This window comes from Lysobacter sp. M2-1, assembly GCF_022662495.1.
GTDB lineage: Bacteria > Pseudomonadota > Gammaproteobacteria > Xanthomonadales > Xanthomonadaceae > JAKPBU01.
Map to the genome: position 1 here is coordinate 310,437 of NZ_JAKPBU010000005.1, position 18,437 is coordinate 328,873.

Genomic DNA, 18,437 nt, shown 5'->3' on the forward strand with positions numbered 1-18,437 from the left:
CGCTCGCAGCGCCCTGAGACATTGCACGCTATGCCGCAGTGACGGATGCTGCGTTATCCATAGCCGTCGTTCTTCGTCTGTGGATGCGTTCGGGCGAAATGCGCCTTGCCTGGATGGCTCGCGAGCCCGTCAGCCCGCCGCCACTCAGGCGGCGGGCATGACGGGAACAGCCATTGACGATATAAAGCGCGACCATGACTGCCCGCACGCGGCGGTGCTATTTCAGAGGGACAGCCGTCGCTGAGCCGTCCACCGTGTTGCCATTGATCTGATTGTTTCCGTAGGACAGGATCTGGCCGCTGCTGGCAGCGGCGAGGCCGGTTCCATTGCCTGTCACGACCGAACTGCCGATCCGGATATCGGCATTGGCGCCGGCGGCCCGCACTCCTTCTCCGAGATTGTTGGTCGAGGTCACCCGATTCAGCATCATGCGAACGGGGCCGCCGGCACCCAGCGCGACAAACCCATGAAAAGGCGCGCCGGCCGCTGTCGAATCGGTGACGGTCACGTCGATCGCTCCGCTCGTCGCGGCTGAGTCCGCGCGGACACCAACGATGTTGTTCGAGAAGACGGAGTTCGTGATGGTGACATTGGCGCCACCTGTGCCGGTTGGTGCGATCTGGATCCCGGCTCCGGTTGTTCCTGTGCCATTGCCGCTGATGTTCGAATTGATGACATGGACGCTGGCGACAAGCGCACTGTTGATGACGATGATGCCGTTGCCATTCGGCGCCCCACCCTTGAAGTCGCGGATCACGCAATCGTCGACGATCAGTGATGCACCTTGAAGGAAGCGGATGCCGTTGAGACCTGGCGAGGCAGTCGGGCTGCCGTCGATATCGAGGCCGCGAAGCACAACATCGATGCCAGCGCCATTGATGACGATGCCGTTGCTGAGGGACGCTAGGCCAGAACCCTCGACATGCTTGCATGAAATCGTAATCGATTTGGTGATCGTTACTGCGCCAAAACCGCCTGGGTCGATGCAGTTGATCATGCCGCCTGTCGCCGTCTTGGAAATCGCGCCAGCCCATGTCTTGCATGGGGCAGTACGACTGCAGGGATTGGCATCGTCACCTACGCCCGACACCCATGTGCGCGTTGCCTGGGCAAAAGCAGCCCCGCTCGCAAGCAGGAGCAGGAGCAGGAACGACATGATCAACGAATTGCGAAATACTGCTCTTTTAAGGCTCATGACAGTTTCCCCGAAAGGCATGATGAGTGATTTGATTTATCTGCGCGGATATTCCGCGCGGCAGGCGGCCAAACTCTAGGACCAGTAGCGATCCAAGCTTCCTCAGCCGCATGCACGGATATTCCCCCGGGGTGCGGCCAGCTGCCAGAGCAACCAATATGGGCTTGAGCCGTCTCCCTACGCCCTTCTATCACAAATTTTCTGTCTTGTGTAACGGAGCCCGGGCACGTCCTATTGATGCCCGTATTGAAGAGCTACCGATGGGCAGACAATTTCCTTCCGTGCATCAGAAAACAAATTGATGGCGTCATTTGTGCGCTCTTTGCGAAGGGAAGCATCGCTTCATGAATCATCTGCTAGGTATTGGACTTCACGGTCTTCGCAACAAATCGATTCCACGATATAGGGCCGCCATCAATCAGTGACGTGTCGTAGCATCTTTTTGAAAACAGCGCCCAGGTTTGGCGCGGGTGACTCCAATCGAGTACGCGAAAGTCGAGGCCAAACTCAGCAGCTATTCCGGCTAGCGTTTCTGGTTTATACCTTACGCACCCGGGGTATACCCAGCCGTCTCCACGATAGTCTTCATTGCCAATTAGAAATGTGGCCACAATCGCTGCGTCGTCTTTCAAATGGAAAGACATCTGCGACAGCCATTGCCTGATCAGATCGTCGCCACAATGACTGAAAATTGATTGTGCTATCGCGTAATCAAGATGCAAGGAATCCTTGAAGTCGCACATTGACGCGCGAAATGAAAACCGTGGCTTCTTTATTCTAACGAGGTCCATACCTAGTTCATTCGCGATTCCGTCATCTACCAGCCACTTATTTGGCTCAACTCCAATGTAGTGGCTCTCGTTCAAATAGGGTATGAGAAGTCTTCCTATGCGCAGCGATCCACAGCCTACATCCAGCACGCGATGATGTTGGCGGAGGCCAAGGCATGTAAGGAGGTTGAATGCCATGGCAGAAACAAGATCGTAATCCTTCGGAGGCCCGACATAAGCACGGTAATGCTCATCACCAGGTTTCAAGTGCAGCGCCAATCCCTTGGTTCTTGGCTCGGCCATCGAGAAATCTTGCGTCATCAACTTTTCCCCGGAATGTTCATTACCAAGTCGGTTCTGTTTGAATGAATTGTGAGGGTTCACTGACGGAACCCTGCTTAGAACCAACGTTCAACGCGACGAGTGTACTGCTGCCAAGCCGTGCCATGCCTCCGGGCCAGCGAAGGCTCCTCATCGAGCACGACCCGTAGGTGAAAAGCAACGACGACGGCAAACGCATAGGCCAGCATGCCGGCCGAGCGGAATGCGGCCGCCCAGCCGAGCAAGATGACAGCCACGGCCACATACATCGGGTTACGGCTGTACCGGTAAAGGCCGACAACCACCAGTTTTTGCGGCGGAGCCCATGGGGCGAGCGTGCCCTTGCCGGACACGTAGAAGTCGCGAACACACCATAGCAAGCCTAAGGTCCCGAGCACGACAAGAACCAAGCCGAAGGGCGACTGCAGTGGAAGTCGGGCGAGCCAGGCCCAGGCGACAGGCACAAAAAAAGCCACGACCCCAGGCAACGCCAGAAACGCAATGACGGCTCGCGTGAAAATGGGTGTGAGCCCTAATACCTGAGTAAAGCCGAGCCACGGAACGGCGTCGGCTTGAATGAACCGTTAGGTCGCAACACGCCAGGGTGGATTCTTGCGACTGTTGCCACCCCAGAACAAGCAGAGAATGTTGCCAGAAGGATCCGTGAGACGCGCCTCGCGCCAGAGCCAGCGCTCATCCGTGGGGAGTTGCGTGAACTCGAACCCTGCTGCGAGCAAGCGCTGAACCCGTGTGTCCAGGTCGGAGCACTCGAAGTACACGACCACGCCGGAGGTGTTTACCGGATGATCCACTGTGTGTAGTGAGAACGTTGAGTCACCGTCCGGGCACCCGAAGCGGGCATAGCGTGGCGGCGAGTGAACGATCAGCTTAAAGCCCATTTCACGGTAGAACGCGACGGAGCGATCAAAGTCTGTAACGGGCAGGGTGAGTTGGTTGAGATTCACGAGGACCTTGCTTGAAGCCTAACGCCGGAATCAAGCCGAGCCGCGAAGCGGCTTCGGTTTGAACGAATTGTCGGCCGTTGCGTGCGATACGGACCCGCTTGCACGTTTGGCAAAGAAAAACCGGTGGTTGATGGCAGCAAAGGCGCATGCAGCACCGAGATAGAACAGCGAGCCCTTGGAGCCGCCTGGCAGGATGCCGCCGTCTACGTATGGCAGCAGCGATTGCAAAACACTCGGGTGCGTATTGGCTGCCCAGTGGAGAGCAACGGCGGGCCAGACAGAGCCACCGCCACTCTCCACAAGAAAGACCATAAAAAGTGACCAAGTTACGAGGTAGGCAAAGAAATTGAATGCCGAGACTGGAGAGGCAAAGACCGACGCGCGGTACAACGCAAAGTGCCACACCCACCAGATGGCGCCAACAATCAGCGCCGTCCAAAACGGTGCAAAACGGTTCAGTAGGCGGTGCTGGAGATAGCCGCGCCATCCAAACTCTTCAGCGATGGGACCTGTCACGAGTGCGGCACCGAGCGACAGCGCCAGTACGGCTGCAGGGGACCACGGCATGCTGAAAAGAGGTACACCCATTGTGAGCAGATAGCTCAGACCAAGAAGCAGCGGAAGTGCTACCCCCGCCAACACGTACGGCACTGAGGGAGCAATTGCGAAAACCCGGCGCGAGAACACTTTCAGTCCTTCCTTGCCACCCTCTGCATAGGCGGCCGAGAACCCAGCGATGCTCGCGAACAGCGGGAACAACCAAAGACTCATGTTCTCGTCGCGGACGAGAAGCCACCCGGCCCATGGAATGCCGAATGCGATTAAGAAGAAGGTGGCGATGCCGATCATTGATCTACGAGACATGAGTCTCCCAACGGTGAGCAACGACTAACGCCTGAATTAAACCGAGCCGCGAAGCGGGTTCGGCTTGAGTGAATTGTTAGGCAACGCACTTGCCTGAGCTTCCACCACCTAGAGGAATGGGCAGCCCTTGCTTTTCCACATGGTAGTACAGCGACAGGACCTGCCATTGCGACCCCACCTTGTACAGCTGGACGCTGTTGACGCCGACGAAATCGGGGGCGGTTGAAGTCTTGTCGGTCCTCGACTCCACGACGCTATACGCGACCGAGAAACGGTCGTAGGTCTGTATGACTCGTGAGACCTCGCACTCATAGAAGCCTTTCTCCCCGGCGCTCTCGTAGTGCTTGAGGAAATCTTCGGCTGTCGAGCGGCGCATGACAGGGACACCCGCCTGGTACCGCCCGCCGAAGATCACGGCATCCTCATGGAAAATCCGCTTGAGTGCGGCGAGATCCGCACTGGTGCCAGGATCGTTGGACAAAGCGCTCCACAGCGTGGAAACCGCCGCCTCAGGCGTGCTTTCAACGGCAGACGCGCAAAGCGGTACCAATAAGAGCGATAGCAGCAGACTTCGCATGGAGGATCCTTGGTGTTGCCTAACGCCTGAATTAAGCCGAGCCGCGAAGCGGCCTCGGCTTGAATGGACTGTTAGGCATGTGCCTATGGTCTTCCAGCGCGGATTTGTCCTCGAATCTCGCCGCCAGGAGGGGCAAACCTATTGGTGCGAATGACAACGTAACTGTTTTTGCTTTGGAGGGCGCGTATCGCTGCGGCAAGGTCTCCCGTTGGAACCCCCTGCGACACGGGGCCCCGAATGTCCGAAGCAGTAATTGAACCTTGAAGGTTTCCGGACGAAGGACACGGGGGCTCATTGACCCCACACAAGATGGCGATAAATCCGCCATTAACTCCAGGTTGACCAAAATGTATGCTGATAAAGCCAACGGAACCACCGATTAAGCCGGAGTATCGCAGCTCATAGCGGATGAGCTGCGAGTTTTCGATGAAAGCCTTGAATTCCCCTGAGCCGGGCGTCAGAACAGCGGGTACAGCTTGAGCTCCGTTTAGCGTAGCTCTTAGCGGCTGACCACGGCGAAGCGTGTTCTCTACTGCTGCCGAGCGGGGGCTACTCTGCGCACTTGCCGGACACGACGCAGACGAAAGAAGCGATGATGCAATTCCAAAACTGAGGATGAAGACGACTCTGTTCATCAGAACTCCTCCGTAAAGTGAGACATGCCTAACGCCTGAGTTAAGCCGCGCTGCGTAGTGGGGGCTGCAGGCATGGCAAGCTTTCTGTGCCATGCCTGTGGCCGGAACGAAGCGGCGTCGGCTTGAACGAATTGTTAGGCAGCATTCTACGTCTCCTCAGGTCCCCAGCCGCGTATCGTTTCTAAAGCGGGAAGAGGAGCCGGATTGTCGCTGTACCCGACAATTTCAAGGCCGGTATAGCGCCCTCGGCTGGCCCAGACCAAATACACCAAGGTGCTCACCGGAGGGCGACTCTGCGACAGCGTCCGCTACGAGCTCCGCAATCTCTCCCGGCGGGAGGTGCGAGAAGTCTACGGACGCGCACCCGCAGTCGCAGCGACCCACGACCTGAAGCGACGCAGCCTGCGCTAGATCAGGTGGCTCTTTAGTGTCTGAGCACTGTGCCTTCCGGACGGCCCGCTCCAGGACAGCCAACTCAGCTTCCGAAATGCACCTGAAGACTATTGGCGACCTACCCATGCTGCCTAACGCCTGAATTAAGCCGAACCGCGAAGCGGTTTCGGCTTGAATGAATTGTTAGGGCCATGACCCGGATAGCTGGGCCCGATTGGGTGAGCCTGCCACAAACGCTCGGATCTCCGAAACGAACTGATCAATACTTGCCGGATCAGTGCGATGAAACACGGACGCATGCTCATAGCGCCCCGAGCGGCCCACGGGATAGGTTGCCTCAAGCGTGGCCCATACACCCAGGTGGCCGAGATTGTCCAAGCAGGCGAACTCCAGCATGCAAGTGCCGGTGCCGTCAGTGCCGAATTTGTAGTTGAGGCTGGAAGACGATGCCGCCGGAAACCCAGCGAGCGAGCCGGCAAACTTTAGATGCTCGTCCTCGTATCCCCAAGCAGAGGTGCTTGCGCGAAATCGATCGCTCTCGACTGTCAGGTAATAGCGAACAAGCCCGTCGCCGTCATGCTCTAAAGAACTCTCAAGAATTAGCACTGATTGCATAGGGCCCTAACGCCTGAATTAAGCCGAGCCGCGAAGCGGCTTCGGCTTGAATGAATTGTTAGGTGCCTAGTCCGCGCAAATCTCACGGACAAGACCACCCTCGATGAACTTGTAGCAGCCAAAGGTTGCCACCCAATCTGAGCAGCTGCCAATTGCCTTGGAACCAGCTGGCAAAGAGTCAGAAACGAGGCAAGAACCTTCGCATTGAGCACTCTCAGTACAGATCTTGCGAGAGTCTGTCGTTTTGACGGCGCAAGACTTGCTGCCACCGGGAAGGCCTTGCTCCGTCCAGAATGCCCCAGCAGCGGAGCACTCTTGCTCAGTGGTTGGAACGGTTGGCTTTTTGGCAAGAGGGATGTTGGTCAACTGACCGCCCATTAGATTGGCGGCACAACCTCCGAGTGCAAGTATTAGAGAAAACGACAGCCATTGAACTTTCATAGGCACCTAACGCCTGAGTTAAGCCGCGCTGCGTAGTGCAGGTGCCAGGCATGGCAAGCTTTCTCTGCCATGCCTGGTGCCGGAACGAAGCGGCGTCGGCTTGAACGAATTGTTAGATTGCACCAGCGACGATACTTGCATGCTAGTCACGGCTGCGCTGAATGGCCCACGCCCAAATCTTTGCAGGATTAATCTCGGGATTCTCGGCACGCACAAGCTCACGAGCCTTATCCAAAGCTTCTCTCTCATCTGACGCGGCTACAGACTTCCAGATCTCATGATTAGAGTCTGCAGGTTCGTCAATAGAGACCGTCATCATCACGCGGTAGGTTTTCATGTGTGCAATCTAACGCCTGAGTTAAGCCGCGCTGCGTAGTGGAGGCTGCAGGCATGGCAAGCTTTTCCTGCCATGCCTGTGGCGGAACGAAGCGGCGTCGGCTTGAACGAATTGTTAGGTGCCATCCGACAGCACTCGGAAGTCTGACAGTTGGGAGAGGTAGATGCCCCAAGGATAACCGCGACCGTCAGACGGCGGCATGGTGAATTCAACTGTGTCGCCAACCTTGATGATTTGGCCCGCCGCCATGGGCTCGCCTTGATACAGCACAGGGACCACTGCGCCTTTGGCCTCTCGTGGCAGGCGCAGTTGCACTACAACGGCATCAAAAGTTGCCGAGCCACGGTCGAAGTGAACGATCGAGTCGTTCTGCTTGAACTCAATCACGGTGCCGACGACAGGGGTCGGCGAAGTCGGCTCGAAGGCAGTCGTCTGCCCCGGGGCCGCGCCAAGGCAAAGCGGCGTGGCAGTTGCGAGAGTGGCAGCTATGAATGCAGAGAACTTGCCCATGGCACCTAACGCCTGAGTTAAGCCGGGCCGCGAAGCGGCCTCGGCTTGAACGAACTGTTAGGCCGCACTGTAGCGCGGCCCGGGAACAGTGAGGAGGCGATGGACCGCCGCCCCATGTGGCCGGCAGCCGACCACGGCAGGGCGCAGCCCAAGAATGCCGCTGGAAACGCAACATGGGTCGACCAAGCACCGATGCCCCGATGCCGCGAGAGCACTCGGGCGCCAAGGCGAGCCAGGTCGGACAGAAACCGGAGAACGATTGGCGGCATGGCGCGAATTGACCACTCCATGTTGGTTCTACGTGCGGCCTAACGCCTGAATTAAGCCGACCCGCGAAGCGGGTTCGGCTTGAATGAATTGTTAGGGGCTATGCGACCGGTAGATCAAGTTTGACACCGAAGTGTCCTTGGTCTGTCCGAGATCGACGCCACCCGCCTACGATCATTGCATCACACCTACAGACTATCCGCTCATGCCCGAGTTGCCTGAGTTGTTGGCGGTAGGAGCGAGCGTCTTTGCGCGACAAGTAGCCAACCGTATGGCCTCCGATGTCCACGCGTACAGCAAGGTTGTCGTAAGGGTTTGAATCCTCAAGGTACAAGACTGCTTCCGTTTGGTGCTCGGCACCGTCCTCGGTGCGACCGCCGCAGATCGCCTCAAGCGCGTCTTGATACTTCGACTCGCCGACAATGTCGAACTCGTAGGTGCCGGGACCGGGGAGATGCCCTTGCACCGAAGGCGAGTGACTGCTGCTAAAGCGGTCGCGCAGTAAGAAGTACGCGACAGCTCCTATGGCCAAGATTACGAGAATGCTGGACATAGCCCCTAACGCCTGAATTAAGCCGAGCCGCGAAGCGGCTTCGGCTTGAATGAATTGTTAGGCCTCATGCCCATTGTCGGACACGCGCCGTATGTCACTTTGGATAACTGCGTCATGGAAGGCAGATTGAACCATGTCTCTGACCTGCCGGTAGAGGCGACGGCCTGCATGTTGGGCATCAAGCCCTTCAGCCTTGAACACAGCCGATACAAAGGCTTCAACATCATCGGGCGGATCTGCTGCGATCGCGAGGGCAGCATCCGGCGGCAAGCAAAAGCCTAGCTCTACACAGAGCCTCTCAAGAAGCAAACGACAATCGCGATTGGCCAACATGCTCTTGTGTCAAATCTCTAGTGGCTGCCGGATGAGGCCTAACACCTGAATTAAGCCGAGCCGCGAAGCGGCTTCGGCTTGAATGAATTGTTAGCGCTCAGCCAGGAACTGCGGGGCGATGCGCTTGTTGTAAGAGAGTACCAGCGCACCGAACCATGCTGCTGCCGAGATCACCAGGAGGGCAATGGCAACTGGGGATGCAGTGCTCCCAAACGGGAAGTCCGACAGAAAGGTAACGGTAGAAATAACTAACAAAAAGGACGCCAGCATAGAAAGTGATCTAGACCAGCGACGGAAGGCCAAGAGGCCAAGTGCCGAGACAAGAAGTAAGGGGATAGCAACGATTCCGAGTAGCGCAGCTACCAACCAAAGAGGTGGCGGCTGATCCAATTCGACGGAAATTGGGTAAGAGTGATCAAACGGAATCAATAACGCGACGCTCGCGGCGGCGATAGATGCGACAACAAGGACGCGGAATAAAGCCTTCATGAGCGCTAACACCTGAATTAAGCCGAGCCGCGAAGCGGCTTCGGCTTGAATGAATTGTTAGGCCGCAAACCTGAGCTCTGCAGCCCGCCAAGTATCCGCAAAATCCTGTGGATCAACGTCCGGTAAGCCTGCCTGGATAGGCGAGCCCGAGTCAGTAAAGATGCCATAGTTGTTGCGATACGGAGCAATCGCCACGGGCTGATCATTTGCATCAAAGCCAATCTCGCGCAGCACTTCCCCGCCGACGTCAATCTCGAGCCACCAATGAGTGACTCTTTGGTACGCCTCGTCAAAGTCTGGGTTGGCACGAGGCAGAATCATTGAGAGAAGCTTGACTGCGCGTCCAGGTGCTGGCCACGGACCGCAGTCGAATCTCAAATAGCGAAGATCTGTCATTTGCGGCCTAACACCTGAGTTAAGCCGAGCCGCGGAGCGGCTTCGGCTTGAACGAATTGTTAGAACTCATCAGCGATGCAATGTAAGCCAACATGCAAACGGCGAAGTTGATGGCAGTGCCAGGAAGGTCCAGCCACCCATTTAGGGACCCCGATAGAACGAAAAGAACGGCCAGATCTATCAATTGGATTAGCACGAATAGAGCTATGCCTAGCAACACCTTGTGATTAGTTGTTCGGCGGAAGAACGAGAAGTACAAGATAAAGGCGCAGGACTGCGCCGCGAAGTAGCTGGCGGAGTCGAATGGAGTTGCGAATACAAGCAGGGCCACGGCTTGGAAGACGACGAAGATCAGAACGGCCCAGCCGATAAGCCTTTTCCAGTTAGCGAGAAAGGTTGGCATGAGTTCTAACAACTATTCGACCCCCGAAACGGGGCGTTGCGCGAAGTATGCGGCAGCTGGGGCGGCCCGCCAATCAGAAAAATCCCACCCGGATTCAATCTGTTAGCCGATAGGCCGGATGTAGGCGTTGGGCCATCCTTCCTGCGTTATCAGGCGGGAAGAGAGGCGTATGAAATACGCAGGCACAAGGGAGGGTGTAACAGGGGCGGGCACCGGGTCGCCCAGGTTGCTGGATCGGGTGCGCGAGGCGATTCGGGTGCGGCACTACAGCCGCCGGACGGAACAGGCCTATGTGGCATGGATTCGGCGCTTCATCTTGGCGAACGCCCGCATGCATCCGCTCGATCTGGGCGCGCGCGAAGTCGAAGCCTTCCTCACCCGGCTGGCGACCGACCGCAACGTGGCTGCCGGGACCCAGAACCAGGCGCTGGCGGCGATCCTGTTCCTGTACCGCGAGGTGTTGGGCGTCGAATTGCCGTGGATGGAGGATGTGGTGCGGGCGAAGCGGCCGCGCCGGATTCCGTCGGTGCTCACGCGCGAGGAGGTTGGCCGCCTGCTTGCGGTGCTCGACGGGCAGCCCTGGTTGATGGCGGCGCTGCTGTACGGCACCGGCATGCGCCTGATGGAATGCGTGCGCCTGCGGGTCAAGGACGTGGACTTCGCGCGCAACGAGATCGTGGTGCGGGACGGAAAGGGCGGCAAGGACCGCCGCGTGCCGCTGCCGCAGCGGTTGCGCGCCGCGCTCGCCTCGGCGGTGGAGCGGGTGCGGGTGCTGCACGCGCACGACCTGGCCCAGGGCGCGGGCGAGGTGTGGCTGCCGCACGCGTTGGCGAAGAAGTACCCGAACGCCGGTCGCGAGCTGGGCTGGCAGTACGTGTTTCCGGCGCCGCGCCTGTCGCAGGATCCGCGCAGCGGACGCGTGCGTCGTCATCATGTCGATGAAAGCGTGCTGCAGCGGGCGGTCAGGGTCGCACGCGAAACGGCGCGGATCGAAAAGCCCACCACCTGCCATACGCTGCGTCATTCGTTCGCGACCCATCTGCTCGACGCTGGCGCCGACATCCGCACGGTCCAGGAGCTGCTCGGGCACAGCGATGTGGCCACCACCCAGATATACACGCACGTGCTGCAGCGTGGCGCCGGCGGCGTGCTCAGTCCGCTGGACCGCTGAGCGATGCGCACGCCCTTGGGAATCGCCGCGGCAGCGTCGCTGGTGGCGGGCACGCTGGGCTGTCTGCTGTTGCCCGCTTTGCCTTGGTGGCCATGTCTCGCGCTGGCGTTCGCCTGCGGGTTGGGTAGTTGGCTGCGCGGCGGGCATCTGAGTCTGGTCGGGCCTGCGCTGCTGGGCTTCGGTCTCGCGGGCCTGCACGCTGCGGGCGCGCTGGACGGACAGCTTCCGGCGGCGCTGGAAGGCGGTGAAGTGGAACTCAGCGGGCGCGTGCTCGAACTGCCCCAGGTCGAAACCCGACGCACGCGCTTCCTGTTCCTGGTCGAAAACACGGCGCCAAACATGGCATCGGCGGCCGCACTGCGCGGCAAGCGCCTGCGGCTGGCGTGGTACGACGAGTACGGCAGCACGACACCCGGGCCGCGCATGCGGTTGCATGCGGGCGAACGCTGGCGCCTGCGGGTGAAACTGCGCGCGCCGCGTGGGCTGCGCAATCCCGGCGGTTTCGATAGCGAGCGCCATGCCCTGGCGCAGCGCATCGCCGCGATGGGCTACGTGCGCGATCCGGAACAGGCGCGCAGGCTGGCGCCCGGTCATGGTATCGACGCATGGCGCGATCGCATGTCGCGACGCATCGCGACCGCCGTGCCGAAGCCGTCTTCCCGCTTCGTGCGGGCGCTTGCGCTCGGCGACACCGGCGGCCTCGAGGATGCCGACTGGAACGTGCTGCGCGCGAACGGCCTGACCCATCTGATCGCGATCTCCGGCTTCCACGTGGGACTTGCGGCCGGCTTCTTCGCCCTGTTCGCACGGGGCCTGTGGTGGCTGTGGCCCGCGCTTGGACGGCGCTGGCCGCGCACCCAGGCGGCGGGTCTGGCCGCTGCTTGCGGAGGGTTGGTGTATGCCGCGGTGGCGGGTTTCGCGCTCCCCACGGTGCGGACGCTGCTGATGATCGTGATCGTGGTGGCTGCGCGTCTGTGGCGCCGGCAACAGCCGGCTGCGGATGCACTTGCGCTGGCGGCGATCGCGGTGCTGCTGGTGGACCCGTTGGCGCCGCTAGGGGCTGGCTTCTGGCTGAGTTTCGCGGGCGTGGCCTGGCTGCTGTGGTGTCTGCCGCAGGGACGGCAGCATCCGTTGCGCGAGTTCCTCGGGGCGCAGGGTGTGGCTTCGCTGGGCCTGCTGCCGTTGACGGTGGTGCTGTTCGGTCAGGCTTCACTGGCCGGTCCGTTCGCCAACCTGGTGGCGGTGCCGTGGTGGAGCCTGGTGGTGGTGCCGCTGGCCTTGCTCGGCACCGCCGCCGAGTCGCTGCACGCCGGCGCGGGACAGGTGCTGTGGTCGCTGTCGGCCACCGCGTTCGACGCGTCGTGGCCGCTGTTCGAGCGGCTTGCGAGCTCGCCGTTCGCGCTGTGGTGGCTGCCGGAGGCGCGCTGGTTCGCGTTGCCGCTCGCGCTGGCCGGCGCGTTCTGGCTGCTGCTGCCGCGCGGCGTTCCCGGCAAACCGTTGGCGTTGCTGCTGTGGCTGCCGCTGCTGTGGCCCTCACGGGGGTTGCCGGAGCCGGGGAGAGTCGAGGTCACCATGCTCGACGTAGGGCAGGGACTGTCGGTGCTGGTGCGCACGCATCGCCATGCGCTGCTCTACGACATGGGTCCGAAGGTGGAGGAGGGCTTCGATGCGGGCGAACGCGTGGTCGTGCCGGCGCTGCGCGCGCTGGGCGTGCGCCGGCTGGACGTGGCGATGGCCAGCCACGGCGACAACGATCATGCCGGCGGACTGGCGGCGGTCGCGGCGGCGTTCCCGTCGGCGCGCCTGTTCGGCGCCCCGGGCGACCCGTTGCCGGAGACCCGCGACTGCATCGCCGGCCGGGAATGGCGCTGGGATGGCGTGCGTATCCGGGTGCTGCATCCGGGGCTGCATTTTCCTTATCTGAAGAACGATTCCAGCTGCGTGCTGCGGGTGGAAACCGCGCACGGCGCTGCTCTGTTGACCGGCGACATCGGCGAGGTGATCGAACGCAAGCTGCTGCGCGAGCGGCCGGGCGCGATCCGGGCCAGGATCGTGACGGTCGCGCACCACGGCAGCCGCAGCTCTTCCGATCCGGGGTTCGTCGAAGCGATCGGCGCTGCGGTCGCGCTGGTCTCGGCCGGGCACGGCAACCGGTTCCGGCATCCGGCCGGCGATGTGGTCGAGCGCTGGCAAGCCGCGGGTGCGCAGGTGCCGGTCAGCGCGGAGACCGGCGCGGTCCGGATCCGGCTGGGGCGTGGCGGTCTGGGGGTGGATCTGAGACGTACATCGCATCCACGGTTGTGGGATGCGGTGCGCCGCGCTGTGCACGTGGGCGAAGCATCCGTCGAGGAATGAAGGCGGCAGCGCGCTGGAATGCGGCTCAAGGCCCGCGCGGCTATCCTATCGACGGATCGGCTGCGTTCGCGGCCGCAGAGCGGGAGTGTTGCGCGTGCTGGAGCTGGTGAAGGCCGGGGGATGGCCGATGATCCCGTTGCTGCTGCTGTCGGCGGTGGCGCTGGCGATCATCGTGGAGCGTTTCTGGTCGCTGCGGCGCAAGGCGGTGCTGCCGCCCGGGTTGGGCGCCGAGGTGCGCGCCTGGGCCTCGCGCGGGCGCCTGAATCCCGAGCACATCGAGTCCCTGCGCCAGACCTCGCCGCTGGGCGCGCTGCTGGCGGCGGCGCTGGACGTGCGCAACCGTCCGCGCGACCAGATCCGCGAGCGGATCGAGGACGTGGGCCGGCACCTGGTGCACCGGATGGAACGTTTCCTCAACGGGCTCGGCACGATCGCCGCCGCCGGGCCGCTGCTGGGCCTGTTCGGCACCGTGGTCGGCATGATCCAGATGTTCCTGGGCATCCTCGACCACGGCATCGGCGATGCCAACGAACTGGCCGGCGGCATCGGCAAGGCGCTGGTGTGCACTGCCGCAGGCATGATCGTGGCGATTCCGGCACTCATGTTCCATCGCTACTTCCGCGGCCGCATCGCCGGCTACATCGTGGACATGGAGCACGAGGCGATCCAGCTGCTCGACACCCTGGACGCGCCTGAAGATCCGCATGAAGCGGGCGGACTGCGCCCGGCCTCGGCCCGCGTGGCCCCGGGCGCGCATGGCATCACGCCGCCGATCGCTGCGAGCTGACGGGACTAGGGTCACTGACGTATGCGCATCCGCGATTTCCGCGCCGACGACGAACCCGAGATCAACCTGATCCCGCTGATCGACGTGGTGCTGTGCCTGATCATTTTCTTCGTGATCACGACGACCTTCGACGCACGCTCGGTGCTGAAGCTGGAACTGCCGCGCGCCGAAGGCGAGCCGAACGAAGCGCAGGCCAAGCCCTTGAGCTTGCTGATCAATGCCGACGGCCGCTATTTCGTGGGCGATCGCGAAGTGCTGCAGACCGACGTGGATTCGCTCAAGCGCAGCATCGCCGAAGTGGCGGGCGACGATCGCGACCGCACCGTGCTGATCCGGGCCGATGCGCGCACGCCCTGGCAGGCGGTGATCACCGCCTACGATGCGCTCGGCCAGCTCGGCTTCCGCCGGATCGCCAATGCCACCGCGCCCGAGGCTGCGGCCGCCAGCGCAAACGCACCGCCCCGGAGCCCGCGTTGAGCAAGCCCGCCAGCGACCGCGCCTGGCCGGTCTATCGCCGACTGCTGGGCTTCGCCCGCGGTTACCGCGGCCTGCTCTGGTTCGCGCTGCTGGGCATGGCGCTCGAGGCAGCTGCCGGCGGTGCGTTCACCAAGCTGATGCAGCCGCTGATCGACGACACCTTCGTCGCCGGCAGCAAGGGGCCGGCCTACTGGATGCCGCTGGCGATCGTGGGCCTGTTCGTGGTGCGCGGCATCGCCGGCTACGTGGCCGACTACAACATGGCCCGGGCCGGGCGCGGCATCGCCCGCGACATGCGCGTGCAGGTCTTCGGCAAGTATCTGCGCCTGCCTGGGCTGCGCTTCGATTCCGAACCGGTGACCTCGATGCTGGTGCGCCTGGGCACCGACAGCGACCACGTCGCGCAGGCGGCGATCGACGCGGCCAAGGTGATGCTGCAGCAGTCCTTCCAGGTGATCGCGGCGCTGGTGGTGATGCTCTGGACCAGCTGGCAGGTGACCCTGGTGGTGCTGCTGCTGGCACCGCCGCTGGCCTGGGTGATGGGCAAGGTGGGCAAGCGCTACCGGCGCTTCAGCCATCGCATCCAGGAAAGCTCCGCGCGGCTGATGCAGACCGCCAACCAGTCGCTCGGCGGGCAGCAGGAAGTCAAGGTGTACGGCGCGCAGGAGGTGGAGTTCGACCGCTATGCCGCCATCGCCGACAACCACCGCAAGCTCGCGCTGAAGGTCGAATCCACCCGCAGCATTTCCTCGGCCCTGGTCCAGCTGATGGGCGCGGTGGGCCTGGCGGTGCTGGTGCTGGCCGCAGGGCACGAGGCCAGCGCCGGCAGGCTGTCGGCGGGCGGTTTCGTCACCCTGATGACCGCGATGATCGCGATCATCCCGTCGATCAAGCAGCTGACCAACGTGCAGAACATGCTGCAGCGGGGTGTGGCCTCGGCCGAGCGCCTGTTCGGGATCCTGGATTCGGAAGAGGAAGCCGACCACGGCACGCGCACGCTCGATCGCGCGCAGGGGCTGATCGAATTCCGCAATGTCGACGCGCGCTACCAGGGCGAAGGCGCACCGGCGCTGCAGGACGTCAGCTTCACCGCGCGCCCCGGCACCGTCACCGCCATCGTCGGCCGCTCGGGCAGCGGCAAGTCGACCCTGGTGAAGCTGATCCCCCGGTTCTACGAGGTCGCCGGCGGGCAGATCCTGCTCGACGGCTTTCCCCTGCAGGATTACCGCCTGGCCGACCTGCGCCGGCAGATCGCACTGGTCGGACAGCAGGTCATGCTGTTCGACGGCAGCGTGGCGACCAACGTGGCCTATGGCGAAATGCGCAGCGCGGACGAGTCTGTGCTCGCGGATGCGGTGCGCGCGGCGAATGCGATGGAATTCGTCGAACGCATGCCCGAGGGCCTGCAGTCCGACATCGGCATCAGCGGTGCGCGACTGTCGGGTGGCCAGCGCCAGCGCCTGGCCATCGCGCGGGCCATGCTCAAGGACGCGCCGATCCTGATCCTGGACGAGGCCACCGCCGCGCTCGACAACGAATCCGAACGCCTGGTCCAGGACGCGCTGGACCGGCTGATGCCGGATCGCACCACCCTGGTGATCGCGCACCGACTTTCGACGATCGAGCACGCCGACCAGGTGCTGGTGCTCGATCACGGACGCCTGGTGGAGCAGGGCACGCCGCAGGAGCTGCTCGCACGCGGTGGGCTGTATGCGCACCTGCACCGCAGCCAGTTCCGCGACCAGCCGCCCGCAGCGGAAGCCGACGACGGCGCGCCGGCATGAGTCCGCAGCGCAAGGCCCGCACGCCCGGCTACTGGTTCGACGCCGGCATCGGCGTGCCGCTGGGCGCGCGCGTCCTGTCGCAGGCGTACGCGCGCGCCGTCGCGCTGCGACGCGACCTGTTCGCGCGCGGCTGGCGCAGGCGCATCCGCATCGGCCGGCCGGTGCTGGTGGTCGGCAACCTGATCGCTGGCGGCAGCGGCAAGACTCCGCTCACCATCGCCATCGTCGAGCGCCTGCGCGACGAGGGGTTCACGCCCGGTGTCGCCACCCGTGGCTACGGACGCCGCGACGAGACGCGACCGCTCTGGGTCGACGCGCGCACCGATCCTGCCGAGGGCGGCGATGAACCGGTGCTCGTGGCCCGGCGCACCGGGATGAAAGTGCGTGCGGATCGCGATCGGGTGGCTGCGGGCAGGGCGCTGATCGATGCGGGTTGCGACGTGGTGGTCTGCGATGACGGCCTGCAGCATTACCGCCTGGCGCGCGATCTCGAGATCGAAGTGATCGATGGACGCCGGCGCTACGGCAACGGCCTGATGCTGCCGGCCGGACCGCTGCGCGAGCCGCCCGCGCGTGGCGCGGAATGTGATTTCAGGGTCGTCAACCTGGCCACGTCGCCGGCGGAGGCCGATACGCCGGACGACGCGGGCTTCGGTGAATGGCCGATGCGCCTGCACGCCGAACGCGCGATGCCGCTGGTCGGCGTGCGCGCCCGCCCGCTCTCGGCGTTCGCCGGCCAGCGCGTGCATGCCGTGGCCGGCATCGGCGACCCCGAACGCTTCTTCGCCATGCTGCGCGCGCTGGGTATCGGCGTGGTGCCGCATGCGTTCGCCGACCATCACGCCTACGTCGCCGAGGACCTGCAGTTCGGCAGCGACCTGCCGGTGCTGATGACCGAGAAGGACGCGGTCAAGTGCACCGGCTTCGCCAGCGATCGCCACTATGCCGTTCCGGTGGAGGCGCAGCTTCCGGAGGCATTTTGGGTGGCGTTGCTCGATCGCGTGCGACACGCGCGCCCCGCCGCGCCATGAACGCGCCCGAATTCGTCGTCGCCATCCCCGCGCGCTACGCCGCCACGCGCCTGCCGGGCAAACCGCTGCGGCCGCTCGGCGGCGAGCCGCTCGTGCTGCACGTGGCGCGCCGCGCGCTGGCCGCCGGCGCGCGCGAGGTCTGGGTCGCGGCCGATGACGAGCGGATCGTCCGGGCGCTGGAAGGCTCGGGCGTGCGCATCGCGATGACCTCGCCGGCGCACGCGTCGGGCAGCGATCGCCTGGCCGAATGCGCGGATCTCGCGAGTTGGAACGACGATGCCATCGTGGTCAACCTGCAGGGCGACGAGCCTTTCGCCCCGGCCAGCGGCATCCGCCGCGTGGCCGAGCTGGTCGCCTCGAGCGGCGCGCCGATGGCCACGCTGGCCGCGCCGATCCTCGATCCGGAAACGATGTTCGATCCCGATGCGGTCAAGCTGGTGCGCAACGCAGCCGGCGACGCGCTGTATTTCAGCCGCGCGCCGGTGCCGTGGCATCGCGATGCCTGGTCGTACGATCGAGCAGCGGTGGAACCGGGCGAATGCCTGCGCCATATCGGCATCTACGGCTACCGTGCCGGCGCGCTGCGCGCGTTCACGCGCCTGCCGCCGGGACGGCTGGAGCGGCTCGAGTCGCTGGAACAGCTGCGCGCGCTGGAAGCGGGCTGGCGGATCGCGGTCGACCTGACCCCGGAACCCTTTCCACCCGGCGTGGACACACCCGAAGACCTGGCGCGCGCCGAGGCACGGCTGGCCGGGACGCATGGCTGAG

General features: G+C 63.0%; 19 protein-coding genes. 8 read left to right on the forward strand and 11 right to left on the reverse strand.

Annotated elements, in window-relative coordinates; genetic code table 11:
- Positions 1–217 precede the first annotated feature (217 nt).
- The 9 genes from MC375_RS12340 to MC375_RS12380 all read right to left on the reverse strand — a co-directional run bounded on the left by MC375_RS12340 (position 218) and on the right by MC375_RS12380 (position 7,623).
- The gene (locus MC375_RS12340) at positions 218–1,156 is read right to left on the reverse strand and encodes a hypothetical protein (protein ID WP_242103692.1); all 939 of its coding nucleotides are present in this window, start codon (positions 1,154–1,156) and stop codon (positions 218–220) included.
- Between the two features lie 395 nt (positions 1,157–1,551).
- Positions 1,552–2,286 carry a class I SAM-dependent methyltransferase gene (locus MC375_RS12345; protein WP_242103693.1) on the reverse strand — a complete coding sequence of 245 codons (735 nt, stop codon included), beginning with the start codon at positions 2,284–2,286 and terminating at the stop codon, positions 1,552–1,554.
- Between the two features lie 77 nt (positions 2,287–2,363).
- Entirely contained in the window at positions 2,364–2,762 is a 399-nt protein-coding gene (locus MC375_RS12350) for a methyltransferase (RefSeq protein ID WP_242103694.1), read from the reverse strand.
- Between the two features lie 108 nt (positions 2,763–2,870).
- Entirely contained in the window at positions 2,871–3,251 is a 381-nt protein-coding gene (locus tag MC375_RS12355) for a VOC family protein (RefSeq protein WP_242103695.1), read from the reverse strand.
- A 30-nt stretch (positions 3,252–3,281) separates the two neighbouring features.
- On the reverse strand, positions 3,282–4,100 hold the full coding sequence (locus MC375_RS12360) for a type II CAAX endopeptidase family protein (RefSeq protein ID WP_242103696.1): 819 nt from the start codon (positions 4,098–4,100) through the stop codon (positions 3,282–3,284).
- Between the two features lie 91 nt (positions 4,101–4,191).
- Positions 4,192–4,692 (reverse strand): hypothetical protein, encoded by a 501-nt coding sequence (locus tag MC375_RS12365; RefSeq protein ID WP_242103697.1) that lies wholly within the window; start codon positions 4,690–4,692, stop codon positions 4,192–4,194.
- 1,211 nt (positions 4,693–5,903) lie between these two features.
- Positions 5,904–6,335, reverse strand: a complete 432-nt coding sequence (locus tag MC375_RS12370; protein WP_242103698.1) for a hypothetical protein — start codon at positions 6,333–6,335, stop codon at positions 5,904–5,906.
- A gap of 583 nt (positions 6,336–6,918) precedes the next feature.
- Entirely contained in the window at positions 6,919–7,113 is a 195-nt protein-coding gene (locus tag MC375_RS12375) for a hypothetical protein (RefSeq protein ID WP_242103699.1), read from the reverse strand.
- Positions 7,114–7,227: 114 nt separating this feature from the next.
- Positions 7,228–7,623, reverse strand: coding sequence for a hypothetical protein (locus tag MC375_RS12380; protein WP_242103700.1), 396 nt, complete (start codon positions 7,621–7,623; stop codon positions 7,228–7,230).
- A gap of 934 nt (positions 7,624–8,557) precedes the next feature.
- On the opposite strand from MC375_RS12380, the gene MC375_RS12385 reads away from it, so the two are divergent.
- Positions 8,558–8,725: a hypothetical protein gene (locus MC375_RS12385; protein WP_242103701.1), complete on the forward strand. Its 168-nt coding sequence runs from the start codon at positions 8,558–8,560 to the stop codon at positions 8,723–8,725.
- A 141-nt stretch (positions 8,726–8,866) separates the two neighbouring features.
- Here the strand turns inward: MC375_RS12385 and MC375_RS12390 are convergent, their stop codons facing one another.
- Positions 8,867–9,265 carry a hypothetical protein gene (locus tag MC375_RS12390; RefSeq protein WP_242103702.1) on the reverse strand — a complete coding sequence of 133 codons (399 nt, stop codon included), beginning with the start codon at positions 9,263–9,265 and terminating at the stop codon, positions 8,867–8,869.
- A 57-nt stretch (positions 9,266–9,322) separates the two neighbouring features.
- A complete protein-coding gene (locus MC375_RS12395) occupies positions 9,323–9,586 on the reverse strand; it encodes a hypothetical protein (protein ID WP_242103703.1) in 264 nt (87 codons plus the stop codon).
- 647 nt (positions 9,587–10,233) lie between these two features.
- Between MC375_RS12395 and MC375_RS12400 the strand changes: the two genes are divergently transcribed.
- The 7 genes from MC375_RS12400 (at position 10,234) to kdsB (ending at position 18,436) form a co-directional block, all read left to right on the forward strand.
- Positions 10,234–11,235: an integron integrase gene (locus MC375_RS12400; RefSeq protein ID WP_242103704.1), complete on the forward strand. Its 1,002-nt coding sequence runs from the start codon at positions 10,234–10,236 to the stop codon at positions 11,233–11,235.
- A gap of 3 nt (positions 11,236–11,238) precedes the next feature.
- Positions 11,239–13,590 (forward strand): DNA internalization-related competence protein ComEC/Rec2, encoded by a 2,352-nt coding sequence (locus tag MC375_RS12405; RefSeq protein WP_242103705.1) that lies wholly within the window; start codon positions 11,239–11,241, stop codon positions 13,588–13,590.
- Positions 13,591–13,684: 94 nt separating this feature from the next.
- Positions 13,685–14,377, forward strand: a complete 693-nt coding sequence (locus MC375_RS12410; protein ID WP_343223537.1) for a MotA/TolQ/ExbB proton channel family protein — start codon at positions 13,685–13,687, stop codon at positions 14,375–14,377.
- Positions 14,378–14,398: 21 nt separating this feature from the next.
- A complete protein-coding gene (locus MC375_RS12415; RefSeq protein ID WP_242103706.1) occupies positions 14,399–14,854 on the forward strand; it encodes a biopolymer transporter ExbD in 456 nt (151 codons plus the stop codon).
- Positions 14,851–16,638 (forward strand): lipid A export permease/ATP-binding protein MsbA, encoded by a 1,788-nt coding sequence (gene msbA, locus MC375_RS12420; protein WP_242103707.1) that lies wholly within the window; start codon positions 14,851–14,853, stop codon positions 16,636–16,638. Before MC375_RS12415 ends, msbA begins: the two co-directional genes overlap by 4 nt.
- The gene (lpxK, locus tag MC375_RS12425; protein WP_242103708.1) at positions 16,635–17,669 is read left to right on the forward strand and encodes a tetraacyldisaccharide 4'-kinase; all 1,035 of its coding nucleotides are present in this window, start codon (positions 16,635–16,637) and stop codon (positions 17,667–17,669) included. Before msbA ends, lpxK begins: the two co-directional genes overlap by 4 nt.
- On the forward strand, positions 17,666–18,436 hold the full coding sequence (gene kdsB, locus MC375_RS12430; protein ID WP_242103709.1) for a 3-deoxy-manno-octulosonate cytidylyltransferase: 771 nt from the start codon (positions 17,666–17,668) through the stop codon (positions 18,434–18,436). The genes lpxK and kdsB overlap by 4 nt, the downstream gene beginning before the upstream one ends.
- Position 18,437 lies beyond the last annotated feature (1 nt).